The organism is Pseudomonas sp. KB-10 (genome assembly GCF_018221585.1).
Lineage (GTDB): Bacteria > Pseudomonadota > Gammaproteobacteria > Pseudomonadales > Pseudomonadaceae > Aquipseudomonas > Aquipseudomonas yangonensis.
Window position 1 is genome coordinate 1 of the sequence record NZ_QYYB01000004.1, and the last position, 21,588, is coordinate 21,588.

Here is a 21,588-nt window from a genome sequence, read left to right on the forward strand (position 1 = left end):
TACAGCGCGCGGCGGATGAACTTGAATGCAGCGATGGCGATGATCACGCCGAGGACGATGCCCGCGACCTCGACGCCATCGGTTTTGGCTGCGTTGAGGGCGGTCTCGACGCCTTCAGGCAGGGCTGCATGGGCTTGCTGTACGGCCAGCAGGCCAACAGCGGCGGAAGCACCGAGCGAGCGGCGCAGGACTTTCAGGTTTTGCATGGGGTATCTCCTACAGGTTGAGTGCCTTTTTCAGCACGAGAGCGCCGAAGACGATGGCGAACAGCACCAGGGCGTGTTCCCTGATCTGCGCGTGATCCTCGGCGGTTAGCCCGGTCGGGCTGATTTCACTGAGCGCGACGGTGGAGAGGGTGCCGACACAAACCGGGGTTTGGCCTGCGCTCTCCCATACGCCGTCGCACACAATGAAATTCATGGCGCCCCCTTACTCGGCCTGACTGGGGTCGCGGACGACCTCAGCCATGGCGATGCAGTCGGGGCAGATCACGAGGTCGGGCGCCTTGTTCAGATCGGGCAGCAGGTCGGGCTGGGGGGCGGACTGGTTGTAGAGCTGGCCCATGGGCTGCCCACAGCAGTCGCACAGCACGCGATCAACGATCAGCACAGTGGCGCCCTCCCGTCAGGCCTTGGCCGCGTCCGGCTGGGTGCCGGTCGGCTTGGCTTGTTGTTGGGCGCCTTGCGGGGCGGCAGGTTTGGCGGCCTGAGCGGGCTTGGCCGACTCGACGTGCAGGACGATGAACTTGCCGGCGTTCTTGGAGCCGCGTTCGATTTCGGCGGTTACGCGGATGGTTTCGAGCACATCGAAGCCTTTGCAGGCCTCCCACACTTCGTCCAAGACGTCTTCGGCAACATTCATGGACATGAGCGAAACGCCGAGGTCTTTTTCGCCATCGGGTTCGTCACCGAAGAACAGTTTGACGAGCTTTACGTTGTCGAACTGGACGCGCTCAGCGCTGATGAATGCCAATTCCATAGTGGTGCGTGCCATGTTGTGTTTCCTCGCTTGGTTGCGCCTTAATTGCGCGGGTTTGCCTTTCAGCAGGCCGAGCGGGTCCACACGGGCAAACTTCGCGTTTTTGCCCAGGTGGGGTTCTCGACTTGCCGAGGTTTTCAGTTAGCGCCGCTGGTGCAGCGGGTTGGGTTCAACACCAAGGGCTTTGCCCTTGTCATCCCACTCTTGCCGCCGAGGGCTCGGGAGCGCGGGGCGGTGGAGCTGCCCCACACTCACGAGCGGAGGCTATTTAGGGTGGCGGGTGTTCAAGGGTGCGCTCCGCCCGTGCTTCCGTTTGTCCGAACGGTGGAGCGTGTTCGGACAAGCCGGGAGCGCGGCCCTTGACCTGTTCAGGATTGGCGGCGTTGGCCGGATCGCTGGAGGTGCATTGTTCGGCCACGTTGGCGATGGCGGTTTCAAAGGCGTTGCCGATGCTCTGGACGCTTTCCTGTAGACCGAATAGGGTCACGACCGTGGCGGCGATGGCGCCGAACAAGAACGGGGTGATCCAGTGCCAGAGCAGGGCGACCAGATAGCGGCCGAGGTGGAAGGAGACGGTCATGCGCTCACCCCTAGAACGGAAACTCGTCCGTTGGTACGGAGGTGGAGCTTTGATAGGCAACGCTCCAGAACGCTGGCGGTCGGCGCGGTGGCTTGTGTTTCGCGCAGATGGAAGCCGGCTTCACTTGCCAGCGTCCGGTCAATAAGTCCCTGGAGACGTGTACGGGGCGGCAGTGGCTGCATGGTGTGGACGGGCAGGCTACGGGCTGAACCGTCGCGCGACGGGACCAGCAGACAGAGCAGTCGCAGTTCTCGGGATGCGGCTGGCGTAGGTAGCGGGAGAGGTTCATAGGTCATGCCCTCACCTGGAAGGCCGGAGGCTTGGCTGATCATTCAACCCACTCCTCTTCCATAAGCTTCTTGGTCAGCAGGGCGACGTTGACCATTACGTGGCGGCCTACCTTGAGGTGTGGCAGGTAGCCGTTGCGCATCCAGCCGCGAACGGTGTCGTGGTCTTCACTCATGCGAATCCAGTTTGCGAACTCGCGCCACGGCATCATCGGCGGCGGGTTCACAAGATCTTTCAGCGTCAGGGGGATTCCTTCCATCGGAGTGGCCTTTGTTGCACTATGTTGGTCTATATTGAAATTCCATATGGAATAAATCCATATGGAATAAATCCATATGGATAGTATCCATATCTAGGCGTCGTATGGCAACAGTCCATACGATTGCGATTGCCAATGAAGTGCTGAATGCTTGATAGAGCCCTTAAATTGCTTGAGATGACGAGCCTCAAAGACCTTGCAGCGGTCAACAGCAAGGAATACGTGAGGTGGCAGACGATCAGGAGGGGCAAAGCCAGGATCACCGCAGAGGAAATCGAGCAGCTAGGCAAGCTCTACCCTAGCTATCGCTGGTGGCTGATGACTGGCGAGGTAATGCCGGACAAAGGACAGACAAGCCCCGAATACGACGAGGCCAACCGAAACTTGACCGATCAAGACGCGGGATAGCGATCACCCAGGAAGTAGCTAGGCGCTGGTATGCCCGAAGGACAGTGGAGTGAAGGAGACATTGGCCCAAACTGTAACTCAAAAAGCTTGATGTCAAGTTGATATAAAGCAGAGCTTGTGCGGCAAGCTTTTAGGAAAAAAATAAGCTTGTAAATTAACTGAAAGATTTCAATAGCTAACCATTTAAATCACTGTGCTGGCTAGGCGAGTAGATGTAACTTCAGTATGTTAAAGTTCTAAAGGTAAAATTCTCTTCTTAGGGAAAAACAGTGAAATGGAAATTCCTCTATGTATCAATATCGTTGATCTCTTTTTCAGCTCAGCCGGAAGAGTGTTGCCGAAAACATATACCCAGCCCGGCGATAGGGAGCTTTATAAGCACTTATTATGCGTGCTCCACAGGTGTGGCATCCACTTGGTTCAATGGAAAAGAACTGTCGATGTGGTATTCACAGCTCCAAACAAGAACCATACATACTGTCATTTGGCCAAGCCAGTGCTCTGGCAGTAAGTGCGGAGATTGGCAAGCGCCAACGCTGAGAAAACCATCCTCTAAACAGCATCCAAAGCCCTTATTTGCATCCCGGCGCGATAATTGTGATGAAATTTATTGGTTCCATGGGAGATCTGGAGTTTCTTAGTACTTATCTAAAATTCTGTAATGCAGTTCGGTAGAGCTGTAGTCATTTAATTTCTTGAGGAGTGGTAATGTGATGGATAACAAGTCTTTATTGCGTGTCTTATTTCTTTTTCTGGTTTCCACTGCTGTGTATTCTGAGCCCTATTATTGGTTTACTGCAGGCGTGGATGGCGTACATCCTGGAGATATTACTGGATCAAGTCCAGGAGGCGTATGCGGTGAGAAATCCTTATATGTAAAAATATATTACCAAAAAGCTTGGGGGGTTCCTGTTTCGGTTAGGGCGAGTTTGGAGTCAGCCCAAAGAACGCATGTTTATTGTGTGGTTTTTGTCGATTATGATCGTGGCTCTATGAAGAATTATTATAGTGTCTTTCGGGGGGGTAATGAATGTACTGCTGGGGCGTGGGATGTTCGTGAGGCCAAATGTATTGTCGGGGCAACGCAGGGACCTCCGCCGAGCGCATGTGGTCTACCGGGCGCATCAGGTAACCTGACAGGGTCTTTAACAGGCAATCCCATAAATTTCACGAACGGTAATAAAATTCAGCAAGCTACTGACTATGTTGGAGGGGTGGGAGTTCCGAATTTTTATCGGGTCTATAATTCTATCGATAAAAAATGGAGGCATAGCTACTCTCATCGGCTGGATATATATGATAGCCAGAATGCTACTTTGTATTTGGCAAGCGGGAAGATGATTCCATATGACACGTATTGGGCGACTGCCAAGTCGCTCACGCTGGATGCTGGAATATTGAGGCGGAATGACAATATTTGGATATACACCGATTTTGATAATCAAAAGCTCTTCTTTGATTCTACTGGTAAGTTTACGGGCGGCCTCAGTGCTGATGGCGTGAGTTATACGCTTAGTTACGAGGAAGATCGAGTGACGGTGACCAGTGCGCAGGGTAAGAGCATCTCATTTACTCAGGCGCCTGACGGGCAGGTGGTGCAGCTGTTTACCCCAGAGCAGACCTTCAGCTACCAGTATAGGGATGGTCAACTTACAGGGGTGAGCAGTAATGTCTCAGGAGACTTCGTTGAGCAGTATCACTACGAAGATGCACGTAGTCCAAGACTCCTCACGGGAGTTACAGACGCGCGCGGTGTCCGTTATGTAACCTGGGCTTACGATGAGCAGGAGCGCGCCATATCGAGTGAGCATGCGGATGGCATGGATAACGTCAGCATCAGCTATAACGCGGATGGTTCGACCACTGTGACCAACGGGCTTGGCAAGAAAACGACTTATACATTTAAGACGATATTGGGCGTTAAGCGCATAACCTCTATTGTGGGTGAGCCTTCGGCTCATTGTGCGGGTGCAAACTCTACTTTTGAATACGATGCCAAAGGTTTGGTTGTTAGAAAAGTGGATGGCAAAGGTAATGTGACGCTCTATACCTATGATACCAATGGGCGTGAATACATCCGGACAGAGGCTGCAGGGACGCCTCAGGAACGTAAGACGACGACGCACTGGCATTCCAATTTCTATTTGCCAAGTCAAGTCGGAGATTCGGCTGGCGTTACTATCTACAGATACAATTCGAATGGTAAGCTTGTTAGCAAGCAAATTAATTATTGAGTAAATGGATTTTATGAAAATCTTTAGTTTTTTTGCCAGTTCAGTTGTTGCTTTGGTTGCTTCGGCAATGATTTCAGGCGCACATGCAGCTACGAGCACATGGACATATACCTACAACAGTCTTGGCCTGATTGAGACGGTTAATGGGCCACGTACTGATGTGCAGGATGTCACCACCTACGCTTACGACTCCCTGGGTAACTTGACGACCGTTACCAATGCTCTTGGTCATGTGAGTCAGCTGTACAACTTCGACAGCTATGGCAATCCACAGAATCTGATCGACGCTAATGGTGTACAGACCACTCTAACCTACACTCCGCAGGGTTGGCTCGCCTCGGTCACAACGGCCGGCAGCACCACCAGCTTTGAGCACGATGCCATTGGCCAGATCACCAAAGTTATCCGGGGCGATGGTAGTTGGCTGGCATACACCTGGAGTGCTGCGCGCCGCCTGACAGCGGTAAGCAATAACCTCGGGGAAACGGTCGAGTATGACTACGACGTCATGGGCAATCGCACGGCCCAGCGGCTAAGCGATGCCAGCAACAATCTCACCCACTTGCAGACCTGGGCCTACGACGAGCTAGGGCGTCTGCTGCGCAGCGTCGGCGCAGCTGGTCAGACCCAGCAGTACGGTTACGACCTCAATGACAATCCGACCTTGAATCGGACACCCAAGCAGCACAGCACGACCAGCAGCTTCGATGCCCTTGATCGCCTGGTATCGAGCACCGACCCGCTTAACGGGGTGACTCAACTGGCCTATGACGTGCGGAACAACCTGACCCAGGTACAGGATCCGCGTGGTGTCACCACGCGCTATGAATACAACGGTCTGGGTAACCTAACCAAACTGATCAGCCCGGACAGCGGCACCACCACCTATACCTATGACGCAGCAGGTAACGTCATCAGCAAGACCGATGCCCGAGGCGTAGTGACCCTCTACACCTATGATGCGCTGAACCGTCTGGTCTCTCGTCGGTACCCAGCCAACCCTGCCTTGAACGTGCAGTACCACTACGACATGACAGCCGATGGCAACTATGGCAAAGGGCGATTAACGGCCATTCAGGATGCCAGTGGCATAACTGGCTATCACTATGACGCTCGCGGCAATCTCACTGAACAGTTGCGCTCGATAGACGTTGCCGGGGCGGATCACTACGACAGCGTGAGCTACGGATATGACGGCGCCAATCAGCTCACCCGGATCAACTATCCCGTGGGGTTCAGCGTCATCTATGCCCGCAACAGCGCTGGACAGGTTGGCCAGATCCAGCTGCAAGTGGGAGACCTTAACCCAACGGCTCTCGTGAGCCAGATTCAGTACCTACCCTTCGGTCCTCTGAAAAGCCTGACCTGGGCCAACGGCCTTAGCCTGTCCAGAACCTACGATCAGGACTACCGCCTGACCCACCAGCAGGTCGCTACCTGGGCCAGCACCTACGACTACGATGCCAACAGCAATATCGAGAGCCTGCAAAGCACCTTACTTGGCAATCTCAACTACAGCTATGACGCATTGGATCGCCTCACCTCCGAGCTGAGTGCCGATCTGCAGCAGGACTACGCCTATGACGCCGTTGGGAACCGTATCAGCAAAACGACCACGCCCATCGTCAATGGCAGCCCACAAACGGGGTCAACCAACCAACTCGGCTATGCGGCTAACAGCAACCGACTCGCAGCATTAGCGGGAACGCCGGTAACCAGTGATGCCGCCGGTAATCTGACGCAAGATCGCCCTGATCGACAACTGGAATACGATCAGCAAAATCGACTGTCACGGGTAAAGCTAGGCGGCACAACGGTTGCCGAGTACCGCTACAACGCCCTCGGGCAGCGCACCCACAAGATCACTACTGCCGGCACCACAAGCTTCTTGTATGACCCCAGCGGCCAACTGCTGGAAGAACGGCGCTTCAACGCAGCCGGGCAACGGCAAAGCAGCCAGTTCTACATCTGGCTGGACAATCTGCCTGTGGCTGGTATCACCGTAGCCTATGCCGCCAACGGCAGTATTGCCTCGAGTACCCCCTTCTACCTGCATACCGATCATCTGGGTACGCCGCGATTGGCCACCAATCAGAGCCAGCAACCCGTGTGGAGATGGGTGTCCGATGCCTTTGGCGTGGGGCAGACAACGGGAAGTCTTGCCATCAACCTGCGGTTTCCGGGGCAGTATTACGATCAGGAAAGCGGGCTACATTACAACTACTTCCGCGATTACGACCCGGAGACGGGGCGGTACGTCGAAAGCGATCCGATTGGGCTAAATGGTGGCCTCAATACCTACGGTTACGTAGAAGGGAACCCCGTTAACTTTATCGACCCACTGGGGCTGGCCAAACTTGGCGGCACCATTGCCCCTCCGTGTGTTCCAGGGTTTGAGGCCATGATCTGCAGCCCTAGTGGGGCCGGAGGTTTCGGTCCTGTGGGCGGTATCAGGGGCGGTCTTAGCCCGCAGGGTGAGCTTGCGTATTGCCCTGTTCCAGCCGGGCTGGGTCGGAGTGGTGCTCTTGCGTCAGCAAAAAGAGATCTTGGGATTCCTAGAGCACAACACCCTGATGCAGTCACAAAGGTGCCTATGACAAGTCGTGGCGGAACGTCGGTTCTCGGTTTGGATGGCAAGCCAGTGATGACTCGGGAATACATTTATACACGGCCAGACGGAACAAAAGTGGTGATACAAGATCACTCAGCAGGCCATAAATTTGGACAGAAAGGTGTTGGCGATCAGGGGCCTCACTTTAATGTGCGTCCCCCAGAAAACACGCGTACTGGCTCTGTCCCAGGGACTCAAAATCACTATTCTTGGTGAGGTAAAAATGGAAATTTGGACTGAAAATCTTGTCGATGCGACAGCGCTTAAGGCTATTTATGGGCAGGATATACCCTCACTTGAAGGTATCAACCTGCATGGCATAGATATCCAGCGTGATGGCCCAAGAGTTCTTTTAAGGTTTGACCTCCGCGAGTTTCCCAAGCAGCCACCTAAGAAGTGGGATAGCTCTGGGTTCAATCGCGTTCAATTGAGGTTGCTAGCTGTAGGCGTTAGTGAGTTTCAAATTAGTGGTTTGCAGTCAAATTGCATGCTTGATCTAAATATCACCCAAGAGAAAGGTGTAATTCGTCTAAGTGCTGATAGTGGTACTATGAAAATAGATATTGCTACCGACCACCTGATAATTGACGGTATAAGTGCATACTGTGACGAGTAGCATTCACTAAAATCCCGCAGGTTTGAGTTGGAGGCATGATCTAGCTAAGAGATAATCTAAATGGATATGCCACGGCTTTTTATGCCGGAACTTAACACCTCTGACACCGGCCTCGCGCCGGTGTTTTCTTGTTAGTACAATTAAGGCGTATTTCCTAGTTCTAATGCTCTAGGAATAGTTTCGCACCAATATTTGAAAGCTTGGCATTTCGTAGGGTGCCGAGGCTGAGTATCCATCCGCCCCAGGTGTATCAATTTCACCAGCAGGGTGTTCAGACTTTTTCGGTTCAAGGTGTGAGGTGAAGCCGGCATAGCGTTCAAGTTGGTGCAGCGCCTACAGAGACGCAGAATTATCTATGTCGAAAAAGTGTCGAAATCAACGGGCGACAGAGTGCCGCAATGGGCAGAAGGTATGAGGCGAAAGTCTCGATTTTGCTGGCTTTGGGCAGCAATGGGCAGCAACGGGCACCCGTAAAAACGGGTTCGACTCTCACTGCCTTCCGCCAATCACCTGGCCGTAACGGGCGCCTGAGTCGTATCCGCAGGGGTACGACCTGGCTACAGATTCTTCTCGAACTGTACCAGGGCGACACGGCTGCCATCCGGCGCGCGACGCTCGACGATGCCGACGGTACGGTAGCCCAGTCGGGTGTAAAGCAGCAGGCCGCCGGCGTTGGCGTTGAAGCAGGACACCTTCATCAGCGGCGCGTCGTAGTGCTCGCGCGCGAGGTTCTCCATCACTTCCACCAGGTACTGGGCCACGCCCTGGCTGCGGGCCCAGGGCGCTACCATCAGGTTGCCCAGGGCGCAGAATTCGCCATGCTGCCATTGGTAGAAATTGGCGAAGCCGGCGACCTTGCCGCCGAGTTCCACCACGGTGCTTTCGCGGCGCTCGGCGAGGGCTGCGGCAAGCTGGCCGACGTCCAGCGGCCAGATGGCCTTGGGATAGCAGAAGAACAGTTCGTCAACGTTCTGCGGAAAGCCGGCCACGGTGCCGAGGTCGGCAGCCGTGGCCGGGCGGTGTTGCAGGTTCGCATTCAAAGCGGACGGTCCTTGGTTCAGCGCGGTGGGTACTGCGAGAGCACCTGAGTGACGGTTTCGCGGATCGCCCGTTCGCGCTCGGCGGGTGTCGGCGGCTGGCTGCGCATGATCTGTTCACCGCTGCCGCGCCACACCAGCTTGCCGTCCTTGGCGTCGTACAGGTCGATCTGCAGGGTGGCGACCTTGTAGTCCACGCGGCGCGTTTCGGTGAAAGCCGGGCCTCCCCAGTAACCGCCCCAATAGCCGCCCCAGCCACCGCCGTACTGGGTGGTGATCTGATCCTGACGATCGTCGACGATCAGCACGCTCTGCACCTTGAGATCGCCCTTGCCATCGGCTGCCTGGCGCAGGCCGCGCTGGTCGAGTTGTTCGGCCACGGCCTGGCTGATGCGGGCTTCGGTGATATCGCTTTTCAGGCGGGCATCATCGGGTTGGTAGGCGAGCTTGTCGTCCATCCAGCTCCAGGTGCGGTAGGCCGCGAAGTCGCGACCGGGGTCGAAGTCGCGCTCCAGGCTGACGCTGGCGCAACCACTCAGCAGCAAGGCGAGAAGCAGGTAGGGCAGGGTACGCATGTCGTTCTCCAGCGCAGTCGATCAATAAGGAGGATAGCCGTCCAGTGCGGCGCGGATGGCCGCGCGCATGGCCTCGGCCTGTGCCGCCTGGTCCTTGCCGGCCACGGCCTCACCGCTACCGGACCAGACTACCTGGCGGTCGCGTGGGTCGATCAGTTCGATGCGCACCACGGCTACCTTCTGCTCGTAGGTGCGTACGATGGGCACGCCACCATAGGCGCCGTAGCGGCGATCCCAGTGGCTGCCGGTGCCGTAGTAGCCACCGACGTTGTCCTGATACTGACGCAGACGGGTTTCCTGGCTGATGTAGGCGCGGACCAGCAGGTCGCCGGGACCCTTGAGCGACGGGCGCAGGCCGTATTGATCGAGGCCGGCACTGACGCTGTCAGCCAGTTCATTGCTGGGCGTACGGCCGTCCAGCCAGCTCCAGCTGCGGTAGCGTCCGTAATCGCGCGGCGCGGCCGGGTAGGCGCTGCGGTCGAATGTGGTGGCCGCTTCGGGCGGCGCCGGCGGCATCGGCAGCGACTCGGCCTGGTAGGGGTTCTGGCTCTGGCAGGCAGCCAGCAGCGGCAGGATGAGTATGGCTATGGCGGTGCGCATGGTCGTCTCCGTGGTCGCGCGCGACATCCCCGATGGCTTCAGGCTACGCCGGGCTGCCGGCTTCGTCCAACGCGCTCAGAGGGGCCGGCAGATCCAGTGCAGGTAGCGGCCCAGGCCGGCGAAAGTCGGGTGGCGGCGATGGGCCAGCTCCATTTCCAGCAGGTCGACCAGCTCGGCCTTGGTCTGGAATTCCTGCGGCATGTAGTCGTGGAATACGCGCACGCCGCTACGGCTTTCGACCTGCCAGTACTCGCCGAGTTGCGTATCCAGCTCCCTTGGGTCGAGCGGGCGCTGTGGGGTCAGGCTCTGGCCCTCGCCGGCGAAGCGTTGCTTGCGCAGCTTGCGGAAGTGCCCCTTGAGCAGGTTGCGGTAGATCAACGCGTCCTTGTTGTAGAAGGCCAGCGACAGCCAGCCGTCCCTGGCCGTCAGCTGATGCAGCACCGGCAGGATGGCCGCCGGTTCGGCCAGCCATTCCAGCACGGCATGGCACAGCACCAGATCGAAGGGCTGCTGCAGCTGGCCGAGCAGCTCCTGCCAGGGCGCCTGGATGAAGGTGGCGCTCTGCCCGGCTTCGGCGAAGCGCTGGCGTGCCCCGCTGAGCATGGGTTCGGCAGGTTCGGCCAGGGTGACCTGATGGCCGCGCTGGGCCAGCCACAGGCTCATGTGGCCAAGCCCTGCACCGACATCCAGCACGCGCAACGGGCGGTCCGGCAGCGCTTCGGCCAGGTCGGCCTGCAGCACGGCGAGGCGGATGGCACCCTTGGCGCCGCCGTAGATCTTCTCGGCGAAGCGGGTGGCGAGTTCGTCGAAGTGGCGGTCGCTCATTTGAGAAAGCGCCGTTCGTTGTCGGCGAGCTTGTCGAGCACCACCTGGTTCATGTCGAGACCCAGCTCGCTGCACAGTTGCAGCAGATAGAGCACCACGTCGGCCACTTCCTGCCCGGCATGGGCAAGCTGCTCCGGGGGCAGTTGGCGGGACTGTTCCTCGCTCAGCCACTGGAAGATTTCCACCAGCTCGGCCATTTCCACGCTGGCGGCCATGGCCAGGTTTTTCGGGCTCTGGTAACGACGCCAGTCGTTGTGATCGCGAATGGCGTGCATGCGCGCGGTGAGTGCAGCGATGTTCATGGTGCGGCTCCTTTCGAGCCGCATAGCTTCGGCCCGAACGAGGGCGACCGCAAGTCGTTGGTGGGCGCGCATGGCCCGTAGCCCGGATGCAATCCGGGGGGATATTCTCGACACGCGCCCCCCGGATTGCATCCGGGCTACGTCAGGCAGACAGCGGCTGCCAGCTCCCGGTCATATGCGGTGTGTCGTTTTCGCCGATCAGACGGAACTGGCCGCTTGCAGCCGGCTCGCTGGCCTGCAGGGCAAGGTGGGTGGGCAGCAGCACCGGTTTCTGGAAGCGCACCTGCACCTCATAGTCGGCCAGTGGCAGGTGAGCCTGCAGCGCGCCCAGGCTGCGCGCCTTGTTCCACAGGCCGTGGGCGATGGCGCGGGGGAAGCCGAACAGTCGCGCCGTCAGCGCATGCAGGTGGATCGGGTTGTAGTCGCCCGCCACGCGGGCGTAACGCCGGCCGGTATCGGCGGGTGCGGCCCAGTCGGCCAGCGGCGCCAGCGGCAAAGGTTCGTGCTCGGGGTGTGGCTGCGGCTGTCCGTCGAGACGCAGGGCACGGCAGAGAATGCGGCTATCGCCCTCCCACAGCAGGCCGAGCTGGTCCTCCAGGCGGGTGATCAGGCTGAAGGTGGCGCCCTTGTCGTGCGGCTGCAGATCGCGCACCTGCACGCTGACCTGGAATGGTCCCAGCCCGCCCAGCGGGCGTAGCACGCGGATGCGATTCTCCAGGTGCACCAGCCCCAGCAGCGGGAAGGGGAAGCGGCGGTCGGTGAGCAGTTGCATTTGCAATGGAAAGGCGAGGATATGCGGATAGACCGGCGGCAGATAGGCGCTCTCGGCAAGGCCGCATACCTGGCGATAGCGCACCAGGTGCTTCGGGGCCACGTCCACTCGGCAGCGCAGGCCAAGGTCGGGCAGTTGACGGCCTGTCACCTTGCGCTGCAGCGCGGCACGCATGAACAGACCGGGCAGGGCCGGTGGGGTATCGAGATCGAGCCAGTCGATGGCCATTGGCGAGCTCCTTGGCGAATGGATGGCAGCAGCTTAACCCTCAGACCAGCGCTGGCATTGGCTGTTCTGCCTCGGGTCTGCGCTGGGCAGTCAATCGGTCTGCTGCGCTGTTTGCGCGGCGTGGCCCGCAGCCCCTAAGATGGCGCGGTTCACGAATAATGCTCACAAATAAGAAGAACAGCAGGAATCATGCGTGATCTGACCGACGATGTGGCGCTGATGCGCCCGGTAATCGATGCCCTGCGCGCCAGCGGAACCGACCCTGACCGCGTACTGGTGCGGGTCGGCCTGCCGCCCGGCGGGCTGCCGGCCGGCCGTTTCCCCCATGCTGCCCAGGCGGCGTTCTGGAAGGCTGCCAGTGACGAGTGCGGCGAGGAACATGTCGGCCTTTACCTGGCCCAGCACCTGCCGGCATTTCATGGCCTGCTGCTCGAATATCTGTTTCTCTCCAGCGAAACCTTTGGCGCCGGGCTGCGCCATGCCCTGCGCTACGTGCGCCTGCTCTCCGACACCCTCAGCGCACGTCTGGTAGTGGATGGCGAAATGGCCGTGCTGACTCTGGGCGTGGAGGCCGATACACCGCGACATTTCCCGGAGATGCTCGCCGGTGCGGTGATCCGGCTGTTCGCCGCCTTGACCGAAAATGACTTCCGCCCGCGTGAGGTGCGCTTCATGCATGCCGAGGGCGCGCCCGCCGAGCGCTACCAAGCCGTCTATGGTTGCCCGGTGCGCCTGGGCGCCGAGGACTGCGCACTGCTGTTCGACGCGGCGGTGCTGGACAAACCCTCGCGCCATGCAGCCCCGGAGCTGCTGCGCATGCATGAGTCGCTGGCCCGGCGGCAATTGGCGGAAGTGGAAAGACTGGATCTGGTGCGTCAGGTGCGCGAGCTGATCGCCGAGCTGCTGGTCGACGGCGGCGCGACGCTGGAGCAGGTGGCCGGCCGCCTGAACATGCCGGCGCGGCGTCTGCGTGAGCGCCTGGCAATGGCCGGCGTGCGCTTCAACGACCTGATCACCGACTACCGCTGCCGCCTGGCCAAGGAGCTGCTGCTCAAGACTGACGAGCGTATCGAAGTGATAGTCGAGCGCACCGGCTTTTCCGAACCGAGCACCTTCTACCGCGCGTTCAAGCGCTGGGTCGGCGAAACGCCGGTGGAGTTTCGCAAGCGCGGCAAGGCGTGATGCCATCCTGTGGGAGGGGCTTGAGCCGCGACTGTCGCCGCTGAAGCGCCTCCCACACAGAGTCACCCGCTTGTGACCGTAGGTGGGCCGGGCGGCGATTCGCTTCGGCAACCGTAGGGTGGGCCGGGCGGCGATCCGCTTCAGCCCACCACCGCAACAGCCTCAAGCCCCCAACAAACTCTGCCCACACACGCGCAGCACCTGCGCGGTCACCGCGCCCGAACCGGGCTGGGCGAACCAGGCCACGGCCTCGGCGACATCCTGCGGCAGGCCACCCTGACTCATCGAATTCATCCGTCGCCCGGCTTCGCGGATGCCCAGCGGAATGGCCGCAGTCATCTGCGTTTCGATGAACCCCGGCGCCACGGCATTGATGCTGATGCCCTTCTTGCTCAGCGCCGGCGCCCAGGCCTGGGCCAGGCCGATCACGCCGGCCTTGCTCACTGCGTAGTTGGTCTGGCCCATGTTGCCGGCGATGCCGCTGATCGAGGCGATCAGCACCACGCGGCCGTTGTCGTGCAGCTTGTCGGCGTCCAGCAGTGCCTGGGTCAGCACCTGCGGGGCCTTGAGGTTGACGTCGATCACCGAGTTCCAGAAGGCATCGCTCATCTTCGCCAGGGTCTTGTCGCGGGTGATGCCGGCGTTGTGCACGACGATATCCAGGCCCTCGGGTAGCGCCTCGACCAGGCGCTGCGGCGCGTCCTCGGCGCAGATGTCCAGGGTCACCGCCTGCCCACCCAGGCGCGCGGCCAACGCCTGCAGCGCATCGGCCGCCTGTGGCACATCGAGCAGCACCACCTCGGCGCCGTCACGAGCGAGCACCTCGGCGATGGACGCGCCGATGCCGCGCGAAGCCCCGGTGACCAGGGCCTTCTTGCCGGCCAGCGGGCGCGTCCAGTCCCTGACCTGTTCGGCGCAGGCGCCGAGGCGCAGCACCTGGCCTGAGACATAGGCGCTTTTCGGCGAGAGGAAGAAGCGCAGCGCACCTTCCAGCTGCTGATCGCCACCCTTGCCGACATACAGCAGCTGCACGCTACCGCCGCGACGAATTTCCTTGCCCAGCGAGCGGGTGAAGCCTTCCAGCGAACGTTGCACGCTGGCGGCTATGGGGTCCTTGAGCGACTCGGGGGCGCGGCCCAGCACCACCACGCGCGGGCTGTTGGCCAGGCCCTTGAAGGTGGGCTGGAAGAAGTCGCGCAGCTCGATCAGTTGCTCGAAGCGGGTCAGGTGGCTGGCGTCGAATACCAGCGCCTTGAGTTTCGGGCCGTGCTCGGCGGTCCAGCGCGGCAGCTCCAGCTGGCCGTCGCGCGCGGCGAACAGCTGATCGGTGAGCTTGTTGGCGAAGGGCAGTACGGCCTTGAGCAGGTCGCCTTCGCCGCCCAGCAACAGGGCGCCATCCACCGGTCGCACCCGACCGGCCATCCAGCGTTCCAGGCGCACCGGCGCCGGCAGACCGAGGGCGCCGACCAGGCGTCGGCCAGTGGGGGAGTTGGCGAAGGCGAGGTAACGATCGGACATGAAGGGCTCCTGCGGGCGAATCGGAAGTGGTGTCACTGTACGCGGCGACAGGCAAAGCGCAATTGACTCTGTTGCCTCACGCGCCGGCGAGGCGGCCAATGTTCGTGCGTGCCTGAGGTTTAGCCTGTTGGACCAAAAGATCTAGGAGCGAATTCATTCGCGAATGAATTCGCTCCTACAAGGTGTCACAGGTATTTCCTCAGCCACATTGGTGTTCCGGTCATGCGATTGCCCTGCCTGTGTGGCCGGCAGGCTAAAGTGTATGCCTGATTTCATTCACCTCTTCGACCAGCAAGGAGTCCTCATGGCCCAGTTGCGCCGGGTCGCCATCGTAGGCGGCAACCGTATTCCGTTCGCCCGTTCCAACACCGTCTACGCCAAGGCGAGCAATCAGCAGATGTTGACCAGCGCCCTCGAAGGCCTGGTGGAACGCTTCAACCTGCATGGCGAGCGCCTCGGCGAGGTGGTGGCCGGTGCTGTGCTCAAGCATTCGCGAGATTTCAACCTGACCCGCGAATGCGTGCTCGGCTCGCGTCTGGCGCCGGAAACCCCGGCCTACGACCTGCAGCAGGCCTGCGGCACCGGCCTCGAAGCAGCGATTCTGGTGGCCAACAAGATCGCCCTCGGACAGATCGACTGCGGTATCGCCGGCGGCGTGGACACCACCTCGGATGCGCCCATCGGGGTCAACGAGGGGCTGCGGCAGATTCTGCTGGAGGCTAACCGCGGCAAGAGTACCGGCGACAAGATCAAGAGCCTGCTGAAGATTCGCCCGCGCCACCTGGCGCCGCACATTCCGCGCAATGGCGAGCCGCGCACCGGGCTGTCGATGGGCGAGCATTGCGAGCTGATGGCGCAGCGTTGGGCCATCCCGCGCGACGAGCAGGATCAGCTGGCACTGGCCAGCCACCAGAAGCTGGCGGCGGCCTATGCCGAGGGTTGGCACGACGATCTGATGACGCCCTTTCTCGGCCTGACCCGCGATCAAAACCTGCGCCCGGACATCAGTGCGGAGAAGCTCGCCACCCTCAAGCCCTGCTTCGAGCGCGGCCCGCGCGGCACCCTGACCCCGGCCAACTCCACGCCATTGACCGATGGCGCCTCGGTGGTGCTGCTGGCCAGCGAGGAATGGGCCCAGGCCCGCGGCTTGCCGGTGCTGGCCTACCTGCGCGATGGCGAGGCGGCGGCGGTGGATTTCGTCCAGGGCAAGGAAGGTTTGCTGATGGCGCCGGTCTACGCAGTGCCGCGTCTGCTGGCGCGCAACGGCCTGAGCCTGCAGGACTTCGACTACTACGAGATTCACGAAGCCTTCGCGGCCCAGGTGCTGTGCACCCTCAAGGCCTGGGAAGACGTCGACTACTGCAGGGAGCGCCTGGGCCTGGCCGCGCCGCTGGGTTCCATCGATCGCAGCAAGATGAACGTCAAGGGCAGTTCGCTGGCCGCCGGTCACCCGTTCGCGGCTACCGGCGGGCGCATCGTCGCCAACCTGGCCAAGCTGCTTTCGGTGGCTGGAGAGGGGCGCGGTCTGATTTCCATCTGCGCCGCGGGTGGCCAGGGTGTGACCGCAATCCTCGAACGGTAATCCAATACGGGTGATTGCAAGTCATCGCGATCACTCGATGTAAGCAACTCCGTGATTCGGGTGGCCCGTGTACTGCGTGGCCGCCCTTTTTTTGCCCTGCATTTGTCCCTGCCAGCGATGCGCGCGCGACACCATGCCACGCTGCGGTAGCCTGTCGCGCGGCAAATCACCACAGCGCCCGTCATGCCTTTAGCGGCTAGTCTTTTAGTGCGCATTGATCCAGATCAATGCGCCATTTTCGCGCTTTGTCTGGCAGCCACTCGGCTGCACTTCACTTCAATAAGAACAATTTCAGCTCGTTTGACTCCAAGACCTGGAGTCTATGGATCGGCTTTGCGTGCTGGGGCCGAAATAACCCTGAATGAGGATGTGTCATGTTCGGTCTAGAGGCGCTTGATCTCGCCCGAGTCCAGTTTGCCTTCACCATTTCCTTCCACATCGTCTTCCCGGCCATCACCATTGGTTTGGCCAGCTACCTGGCGGTGCTCGAGGGGCTGTGGCTGAAGACCAGCAATACGCTGTACCGCGATCTCTACCATTTCTGGTCGAAAATCTTCGCAGTCAACTTCGGCATGGGGGTGGTTTCCGGCCTGGTCATGGCCTATCAGTTCGGCACCAACTGGAGTGCGTTCTCCGATTTCGCCGGAGCGATCACCGGGCCGCTCCTGACCTACGAGGTGCTGACCGCCTTCTTCCTCGAGGCCGGCTTCCTCGGCGTCATGCTGTTCGGCTGGAACCGTGTCGGGCCGGGCCTGCATTTCTTCTCCACGGTGATGGTGGCCATCGGCACGCTGATCTCCACCTTCTGGATTCTTGCTTCCAACAGCTGGATGCACACCCCGCAGGGCTTCGAGATCGTCGACGGTCGGGTGATCCCGGTGGACTGGTTCGCGGTGATCTTCAACCCCTCGTTCCCCTATCGCCTGGCACACATGGCCACCGCGGCCTTCCTCGCTACCGCCTTTTTCGTCGGCGCCTCTGCGGCCTGGCATCTGCTGCGTGGCCGTGACAACCCCGCGATCCGCAAGATGCTGTCGATGGCGCTGTGGATGGCATTGCTGGTGGCACCGGTGCAGGCGTTCATCGGTGACCTGCATGGCCTCAACACTCTCAAGTACCAGCCGGCCAAGATCGCCGCCATCGAGGGGCACTGGGAGAACGTCGGTGACGAGCCGACCCCGCTGATCCTGTTCGGCTGGCCGGACATGGAGCGTGAGGAAACCCGCTTCAAAGTGGAGATTCCTGCGCTCGGCAGCCTGATCCTGACCCACAGCCTGGACCAGCAGGTGCCGGCGCTCAAGGACTTCCCGCCCGAGGACCGCGCTAACTCCACTATCGTCTTCTGGACCTTCCGCATCATGGTCGCCATGGGCCTGATGATGATCCTGACCGGCCTGTGGGGCACCTGGCTGCGTCGTGGTGATCGGCTGTACACCTGCCGTCCGTTCCTGCACCTGGCAGTGTGGATGGGGCCGAGCGGTGTGATTGCCATTCTCGCTGGCTGGTACACCACCGAGATCGGCCGTCAGCCGTGGGTCGTGCATGGCCTGATGCGTACCGCCGACGCCTCCTCCGGTCATAGCGCGACCCAACTGGGCTTTACTCTCGCACTGTTCGTGGTGGTCTATTTCGCCCTGTTCGGCGCCGGCATCAGCTACGTGATGCGCCTGGTGCGCAAGGGACCGCAGATCGACGAGGGGGATGAAACCCCTCAAGAAGGCGGGCCGGGCAAGTCTCGTACTCCGGCGCGGCCGTTGTCGGCTGCGGATGAGGGTACGCAAGACGGTGAGTCCGACACGCTGCCGGAAAGGAGTTGAACATGGGTATCGATCTTTCGCTGATCTGGGCAGTGATCATCGCCTTCGGGGTGATGATGTATGTGGTGATGGACGGCTTCGATCTGGGCATCGGCATCCTCTTTCCCTTCATCAGGAACGAGGGCGAGCGCGATGTGATGATGAACACCGTGGCGCCGGTATGGGACGGCAACGAAACCTGGCTGGTGCTAGGCGGCGCCGGCCTGTTCGGCGCCTTCCCGCTGGCCTATTCGGTGGTGCTGAGCGCCCTCTACCTGCCTCTGATCCTGATGCTGCTGGGGCTGATCTTCCGCGGCGTGGCCTTCGAGTTCCGCTTCAAGGCCAAGGCCGACAAGCGCCACTTGTGGGACAAGGCCTTCATCGGCGGCTCGCTCACCGCAACCTTCTTTCAGGGGGTGGCGCTGGGCGCCTACATCAATGGCTTCGAGGTGGTCAATCGCACCTATGCCGGCGGTCCGTTCGACTGGCTGACACCCTTTTCGGTGTTCTGCGGCCTGGCGCTGATCGTGGCCTATGCGTTGCTCGGCTGCACCTGGCTGATCATGAAGACCGAGGGCCGCCTGCAGCAGCAGATGCACGACATGGCGCGACCGCTGGTGTTCGTGGTGCTGGCGGTGACCGGTATCGTCAGCTTGTGGACCCCCTTCGCCCATCCGGATATCGCCGATCGCTGGTTCAGCCTGCCCAACCTGTTCTGGTTCATGCCGGTGCCGGTGCTGGTGCTGCTGTGCACCTATGCACTGCTGCGCGCGGTGGCAGACAACCGCAACTACTCGCCGTTCCTGCTCACCCTGGTGTTGATCTTCCTCGGCTACAGCGGCCTGGGCATCAGCCTGTGGCCGAACGTGATCCCGCCATCGATCAGCATCTGGGAAGCGGCTGCACCGCCGCAGAGCCAGGGCTTCATGCTGGTCGGCGCGTTGCTCATCATCCCCTTCATCCTGATGTACACGGCGTGGAGCTATTACGTGTTCCGCGGCAAGGTGACCCAGGACGACGGCTACCATTGAGAACCTGTCCAAAGCCTGCTGCGCGTCGGCCATGCGGGGTAGAGGCGAGCGATGCGAGCACTGCTCATTTACGGCTTGTAAAGTCGAGTGCGACTCCGGCCGGTTCTCGCCTGCTTTGACCAGCCGGAGGCCGTTACTCACGTTGCGCCTTGCACGACTCTAGCTCGCGAGGCGCTGAACCAGCTTCGAAGGAGGCGATATGACCAAGGTCGGGCAAGAGAAGAAACCCCTGTGGCAGCGTTTGGGTTGGCTGGTGCTGATCTGGACGGCCAGCGTGCTGACGCTGGGCGCGGTGGCCTGGCTGCTGCGCCAGTTCATGAGCGCGGCGGGGCTCGGTACGCCGGGTTGAACCCTTCCGAGCCCGGTGCCGGCGTGAATCGACCAGAAGGACTGCGATCACTTGTCGGATATTTTTGAAAATCATTTCCAGTTGTAATATTTTCTCGGCCTTTCCGGCACCGAGAAGCGCCCGTGTCCCTGCCAGTCGATCCACAGCCGCCCGAAGAGCTGTTCCGACGCCATTCCGCGGAACTGTTGCGTTTCTTCACCCGACAGACACGCTGCAGCGAACTCGCCGCCGACCTGCGCCAGGAAACTTGGCTGCGCCTGCAAGGACGCCGGACCGATGAGATCGGCAACGTGCGCGCCTTTCTCTACCGCATCGCCCGCAACCTGCTCATCGACCACCACCGCCAGCAACAGGTGCGCCCGCAGCTGGCGCCGCTCGACGAGGCGCTGGAAAGCGAACTGCCCGAACCCGAGCGCGCCACCGAGAACAGCCGCCGCCTGGCTCGTCTGCAGGCACTGATGCACGAACTGCCCGAGCATCTGCGCCAGGCGCTGGTGTGGAATCGCCTGGATGGCCTTACCCAGCGTGAGATTGGCGAGCGCCTTGGCGTCTCGGAAAGTATGGCCGGGCGCTATATCCTCAAGGCCCTCGAATATTGCCAGGAACGCATGGATGACAACTGAGGCGGATTTGCGCAGCCAGGCCCGGGAGTGGCTGGTGCTGCTGAACTCCGGAAGGGCCAGCGCGGCTGACCGCGCGGCAGCCGAACGCTGGCGCCATGCCAGCGCCGAGCATGCCAGGGCCCTGGCTGAAGTGGAGCGTCTGTGGGCGCTGCTCGGCCAGGTCGAGCGTCCTGCAGCCGGGGTGCGGGCCATGCCGCGTCGCGTGCGGCGCTGGCCGCTACCGCTGGCCACTGCGGCCTGCCTACTGCTGGCGTTGTGGTTGGCGCCGCCTGGCTGGCATGCCGACGTGCGAACCGTGGCAGGCGAGGTTCGTGAAGTGAGGCTGGACGATGGCTCGCGGCTGCAGCTCAACGGCGCCACTGCCCTGGACTGGGACGCCAACGTCGATGGCCAGCGTCGCGTTCGCCTGTACCGCGGCCAGGTGGACTTCCAGATAGCGGCCGACGCGGCTCATCCCTTCGTGATCGAAGCCGGCGAAGCGCGCATCCGCGTTACCGGTACCCGCTTCGACGTCAACCTGCTGGACGATCAGGTGCTGCTCGCCGTGACCGAGGGGCATGTGCAGGTCAGCGATGCCGCCGGTAGCGAGCGGGCCGTGCAGGCCGGCGAGCAGATCGCCTGGCAGGACGGTCGCCTGCAATCCCCGGAGCCGCTGGACAGCGCCAGGGCATTGGCCTGGCAACGCGGCCGCCTGGTGTTCCGTGACCGCCCGCTGCCCGAAGTGTTCGAGGAGCTGCAGCGCCAGCAGTCGCAGCAGGTGCTGTTCCTCGACGCGCAGGCGCGTGCGCTGAAAGTGACCGGGGTGTTCGCTCTGGACGATCCGCAGGCGGTTCTGCGCGCCATCGAGACCGCTCTGCCGGTCAAGCTGACCCGCTTGCCGGGGGGGCTGCTGGTTTCTTCCGAGGGCTGATGGGCGGCGGCTTGAAGGCGAACGCTGCTCACGGGATGCGGGAAGGGCTGTTCGTGGCCGGAGCAAAAAGCTCGCGGACCTGTCCGCGAGGGTGAGTGAGAGCGGACTACCGTTGCCTGGCCAATCGATAGCCCGATGCCATCCGGGCTACGTTTTCAGTAATGTCGTGCGTCTCTTTGCAAAAATATCGCGCTCCAGGTTCAGGAATGCGAATCGCCTTCGTCTTCTGTTTCTGCAAATGCGACTTCTTCGCATGAATAGCCAGCAGAGCACAGGACATCCCC

General features: G+C 60.8%; 25 protein-coding genes and 1 pseudogene. 12 read left to right on the forward strand and 14 right to left on the reverse strand.

The features are described 5' to 3' along the window. The 7 genes from DXK50_RS11730 to DXK50_RS11760 form a co-directional block, all read right to left on the reverse strand. Positions 1-206, reverse strand: a 206-nt coding sequence (locus DXK50_RS11730) for a major capsid protein (protein WP_212630445.1), incomplete at its 3' end; no start/stop codon positions are given. 10 nt (positions 207-216) lie between these two features. After that, positions 217-420 (reverse strand): hypothetical protein, encoded by a 204-nt coding sequence (locus DXK50_RS11735; RefSeq protein WP_012018527.1) that lies wholly within the window; start codon positions 418-420, stop codon positions 217-219. A 9-nt stretch (positions 421-429) separates the two neighbouring features. Then, a complete protein-coding gene (locus DXK50_RS11740; RefSeq protein ID WP_212630446.1) occupies positions 430-609 on the reverse strand; it encodes a hypothetical protein in 180 nt (59 codons plus the stop codon). A 15-nt stretch (positions 610-624) separates the two neighbouring features. Then, positions 625-993 carry a hypothetical protein gene (locus tag DXK50_RS11745; protein WP_212630447.1) on the reverse strand — a complete coding sequence of 123 codons (369 nt, stop codon included), beginning with the start codon at positions 991-993 and terminating at the stop codon, positions 625-627. A gap of 253 nt (positions 994-1,246) precedes the next feature. Further along, positions 1,247-1,558: a hypothetical protein gene (locus DXK50_RS11750; protein ID WP_212630448.1), complete on the reverse strand. Its 312-nt coding sequence runs from the start codon at positions 1,556-1,558 to the stop codon at positions 1,247-1,249. A gap of 10 nt (positions 1,559-1,568) precedes the next feature. Further along, positions 1,569-1,847: a lysogeny maintenance protein PflM gene (gene pflM, locus DXK50_RS11755; protein WP_212630449.1), complete on the reverse strand. Its 279-nt coding sequence runs from the start codon at positions 1,845-1,847 to the stop codon at positions 1,569-1,571. 39 nt (positions 1,848-1,886) lie between these two features. Beyond that, on the reverse strand, positions 1,887-2,105 hold the full coding sequence (locus DXK50_RS11760; RefSeq protein ID WP_003245701.1) for a MerR family transcriptional regulator: 219 nt from the start codon (positions 2,103-2,105) through the stop codon (positions 1,887-1,889). Between the two features lie 147 nt (positions 2,106-2,252). On the opposite strand from DXK50_RS11760, the gene DXK50_RS11765 reads away from it, so the two are divergent. The 4 genes from DXK50_RS11765 to DXK50_RS11780 all read left to right on the forward strand — a co-directional run bounded on the left by DXK50_RS11765 (position 2,253) and on the right by DXK50_RS11780 (position 7,974). Beyond that, complete coding sequence (locus DXK50_RS11765; protein ID WP_021489695.1) at positions 2,253-2,513, forward strand: hypothetical protein; 261 nt, start codon at positions 2,253-2,255, stop codon at positions 2,511-2,513. Between the two features lie 713 nt (positions 2,514-3,226). After that, positions 3,227-4,747 carry a DUF6531 domain-containing protein gene (locus tag DXK50_RS11770; RefSeq protein ID WP_212630450.1) on the forward strand — a complete coding sequence of 507 codons (1,521 nt, stop codon included), beginning with the start codon at positions 3,227-3,229 and terminating at the stop codon, positions 4,745-4,747. A gap of 13 nt (positions 4,748-4,760) precedes the next feature. Further along, a complete protein-coding gene (locus DXK50_RS11775; protein WP_461818877.1) occupies positions 4,761-7,574 on the forward strand; it encodes an HNH/endonuclease VII fold putative polymorphic toxin in 2,814 nt (937 codons plus the stop codon). Between the two features lie 7 nt (positions 7,575-7,581). After that, positions 7,582-7,974 (forward strand): Imm50 family immunity protein, encoded by a 393-nt coding sequence (locus DXK50_RS11780; RefSeq protein WP_212630452.1) that lies wholly within the window; start codon positions 7,582-7,584, stop codon positions 7,972-7,974. 557 nt (positions 7,975-8,531) lie between these two features. Here the strand turns inward: DXK50_RS11780 and DXK50_RS11785 are convergent. From DXK50_RS11785 to DXK50_RS11810, 6 genes are all read right to left on the reverse strand, one after another. Beyond that, positions 8,532-9,014, reverse strand: coding sequence for a GNAT family N-acetyltransferase (locus DXK50_RS11785; RefSeq protein ID WP_212630453.1), 483 nt, complete (start codon positions 9,012-9,014; stop codon positions 8,532-8,534). Between the two features lie 17 nt (positions 9,015-9,031). Beyond that, a complete protein-coding gene (locus tag DXK50_RS11790) occupies positions 9,032-9,586 on the reverse strand; it encodes a DUF4136 domain-containing protein (protein ID WP_212630454.1) in 555 nt (184 codons plus the stop codon). A gap of 21 nt (positions 9,587-9,607) precedes the next feature. Next, complete coding sequence (locus DXK50_RS11795) at positions 9,608-10,186, reverse strand: DUF4136 domain-containing protein (protein ID WP_212630455.1); 579 nt, start codon at positions 10,184-10,186, stop codon at positions 9,608-9,610. 75 nt (positions 10,187-10,261) lie between these two features. After that, a complete protein-coding gene (locus DXK50_RS11800) occupies positions 10,262-11,011 on the reverse strand; it encodes a methyltransferase domain-containing protein (RefSeq protein ID WP_212630456.1) in 750 nt (249 codons plus the stop codon). Continuing rightward, complete coding sequence (locus tag DXK50_RS11805) at positions 11,008-11,313, reverse strand: nucleotide pyrophosphohydrolase (RefSeq protein WP_024306867.1); 306 nt, start codon at positions 11,311-11,313, stop codon at positions 11,008-11,010. Before DXK50_RS11805 ends, DXK50_RS11800 begins: the two co-directional genes overlap by 4 nt. Positions 11,314-11,455: 142 nt before the next feature. Further along, positions 11,456-12,313 carry a MaoC family dehydratase gene (locus tag DXK50_RS11810; protein WP_212630457.1) on the reverse strand — a complete coding sequence of 286 codons (858 nt, stop codon included), beginning with the start codon at positions 12,311-12,313 and terminating at the stop codon, positions 11,456-11,458. Between the two features lie 189 nt (positions 12,314-12,502). Here DXK50_RS11810 and DXK50_RS11815 point away from each other — a divergent pair, with 189 nt between their 5' ends. Next, on the forward strand, positions 12,503-13,495 hold the full coding sequence (locus tag DXK50_RS11815; RefSeq protein ID WP_212630458.1) for an AraC family transcriptional regulator: 993 nt from the start codon (positions 12,503-12,505) through the stop codon (positions 13,493-13,495). Positions 13,496-13,657: 162 nt separating this feature from the next. Here the strand turns inward: DXK50_RS11815 and DXK50_RS11820 are convergent, their stop codons facing one another. Next, a complete protein-coding gene (locus tag DXK50_RS11820; protein WP_212630459.1) occupies positions 13,658-15,013 on the reverse strand; it encodes a 3-oxoacyl-ACP reductase in 1,356 nt (451 codons plus the stop codon). Positions 15,014-15,132: 119 nt separating this feature from the next. On the opposite strand from DXK50_RS11820, the pseudogene DXK50_RS25505 reads away from it, so the two are divergent. The 7 genes and pseudogenes from DXK50_RS25505 to DXK50_RS11855 form a co-directional block, all read left to right on the forward strand. Further along, a pseudogene (locus tag DXK50_RS25505) lies at positions 15,133-15,180 on the forward strand (ribbon-helix-helix protein, CopG family); the annotation flags it as partial. A gap of 137 nt (positions 15,181-15,317) precedes the next feature. Continuing rightward, the gene (locus DXK50_RS11830) at positions 15,318-16,595 is read left to right on the forward strand and encodes an acetyl-CoA C-acetyltransferase (RefSeq protein ID WP_212630460.1); all 1,278 of its coding nucleotides are present in this window, start codon (positions 15,318-15,320) and stop codon (positions 16,593-16,595) included. Between the two features lie 374 nt (positions 16,596-16,969). Then, positions 16,970-18,412 (forward strand): cytochrome ubiquinol oxidase subunit I, encoded by a 1,443-nt coding sequence (locus DXK50_RS11835; RefSeq protein WP_212630461.1) that lies wholly within the window; start codon positions 16,970-16,972, stop codon positions 18,410-18,412. A gap of 2 nt (positions 18,413-18,414) precedes the next feature. Continuing rightward, positions 18,415-19,422: a cytochrome d ubiquinol oxidase subunit II gene (cydB, locus tag DXK50_RS11840; protein ID WP_212630462.1), complete on the forward strand. Its 1,008-nt coding sequence runs from the start codon at positions 18,415-18,417 to the stop codon at positions 19,420-19,422. Positions 19,423-19,621: 199 nt separating this feature from the next. After that, entirely contained in the window at positions 19,622-19,771 is a 150-nt protein-coding gene (locus DXK50_RS11845) for a DUF2474 domain-containing protein (RefSeq protein WP_161864841.1), read from the forward strand. Positions 19,772-19,893: 122 nt separating this feature from the next. Next, positions 19,894-20,394: an RNA polymerase sigma factor gene (locus DXK50_RS11850; RefSeq protein WP_161864842.1), complete on the forward strand. Its 501-nt coding sequence runs from the start codon at positions 19,894-19,896 to the stop codon at positions 20,392-20,394. After that, entirely contained in the window at positions 20,384-21,304 is a 921-nt protein-coding gene (locus tag DXK50_RS11855) for a FecR family protein (RefSeq protein WP_212630463.1), read from the forward strand. Before DXK50_RS11850 ends, DXK50_RS11855 begins: the two co-directional genes overlap by 11 nt. The last annotated feature ends 284 nt before the right edge of the window (positions 21,305-21,588 follow it).

What these genes read in the sequence shown, in the direction of transcription:
- DXK50_RS11735 (WP_012018527.1), bottom strand. Translation starts at nt 420, where the DNA reads ATGAATTTCATTGTGTGCGACGGCGTATGGGAGAGCGCAGGCCAAACC.
- DXK50_RS11745 (WP_212630447.1), bottom strand. Translation starts at nt 993, where the DNA reads ATGGCACGCACCACTATGGAATTGGCATTCATCAGCGCTGAGCGCGTC.
- DXK50_RS11750 (WP_212630448.1), bottom strand. Translation starts at nt 1,558, where the DNA reads ATGACCGTCTCCTTCCACCTCGGCCGCTATCTGGTCGCCCTGCTCTGG.
- pflM (WP_212630449.1), bottom strand. Translation starts at nt 1,847, where the DNA reads ATGAACCTCTCCCGCTACCTACGCCAGCCGCATCCCGAGAACTGCGAC.
- DXK50_RS11760 (WP_003245701.1), bottom strand. Translation starts at nt 2,105, where the DNA reads ATGGAAGGAATCCCCCTGACGCTGAAAGATCTTGTGAACCCGCCGCCG.
- DXK50_RS11765 (WP_021489695.1), top strand. Translation starts at nt 2,253, where the DNA reads ATGCTTGATAGAGCCCTTAAATTGCTTGAGATGACGAGCCTCAAAGAC.
- DXK50_RS11770 (WP_212630450.1), top strand. Translation starts at nt 3,227, where the DNA reads ATGGATAACAAGTCTTTATTGCGTGTCTTATTTCTTTTTCTGGTTTCC.
- DXK50_RS11775 (WP_461818877.1), top strand. Translation starts at nt 4,761, where the DNA reads ATGAAAATCTTTAGTTTTTTTGCCAGTTCAGTTGTTGCTTTGGTTGCT.
- DXK50_RS11780 (WP_212630452.1), top strand. Translation starts at nt 7,582, where the DNA reads ATGGAAATTTGGACTGAAAATCTTGTCGATGCGACAGCGCTTAAGGCT.
- DXK50_RS11790 (WP_212630454.1), bottom strand. Translation starts at nt 9,586, where the DNA reads ATGCGTACCCTGCCCTACCTGCTTCTCGCCTTGCTGCTGAGTGGTTGC.
- DXK50_RS11795 (WP_212630455.1), bottom strand. Translation starts at nt 10,186, where the DNA reads ATGCGCACCGCCATAGCCATACTCATCCTGCCGCTGCTGGCTGCCTGC.
- DXK50_RS11800 (WP_212630456.1), bottom strand. Translation starts at nt 11,011, where the DNA reads ATGAGCGACCGCCACTTCGACGAACTCGCCACCCGCTTCGCCGAGAAG.
- DXK50_RS11805 (WP_024306867.1), bottom strand. Translation starts at nt 11,313, where the DNA reads ATGAACATCGCTGCACTCACCGCGCGCATGCACGCCATTCGCGATCAC.
- DXK50_RS11810 (WP_212630457.1), bottom strand. Translation starts at nt 12,313, where the DNA reads ATGGCCATCGACTGGCTCGATCTCGATACCCCACCGGCCCTGCCCGGT.
- DXK50_RS11815 (WP_212630458.1), top strand. Translation starts at nt 12,503, where the DNA reads ATGCGTGATCTGACCGACGATGTGGCGCTGATGCGCCCGGTAATCGAT.
- DXK50_RS11820 (WP_212630459.1), bottom strand. Translation starts at nt 15,013, where the DNA reads ATGTCCGATCGTTACCTCGCCTTCGCCAACTCCCCCACTGGCCGACGC.
- DXK50_RS11830 (WP_212630460.1), top strand. Translation starts at nt 15,318, where the DNA reads ATGGCCCAGTTGCGCCGGGTCGCCATCGTAGGCGGCAACCGTATTCCG.
- DXK50_RS11835 (WP_212630461.1), top strand. Translation starts at nt 16,970, where the DNA reads ATGTTCGGTCTAGAGGCGCTTGATCTCGCCCGAGTCCAGTTTGCCTTC.
- cydB (WP_212630462.1), top strand. Translation starts at nt 18,415, where the DNA reads ATGGGTATCGATCTTTCGCTGATCTGGGCAGTGATCATCGCCTTCGGG.
- DXK50_RS11845 (WP_161864841.1), top strand. Translation starts at nt 19,622, where the DNA reads ATGACCAAGGTCGGGCAAGAGAAGAAACCCCTGTGGCAGCGTTTGGGT.
- DXK50_RS11855 (WP_212630463.1), top strand. Translation starts at nt 20,384, where the DNA reads ATGACAACTGAGGCGGATTTGCGCAGCCAGGCCCGGGAGTGGCTGGTG.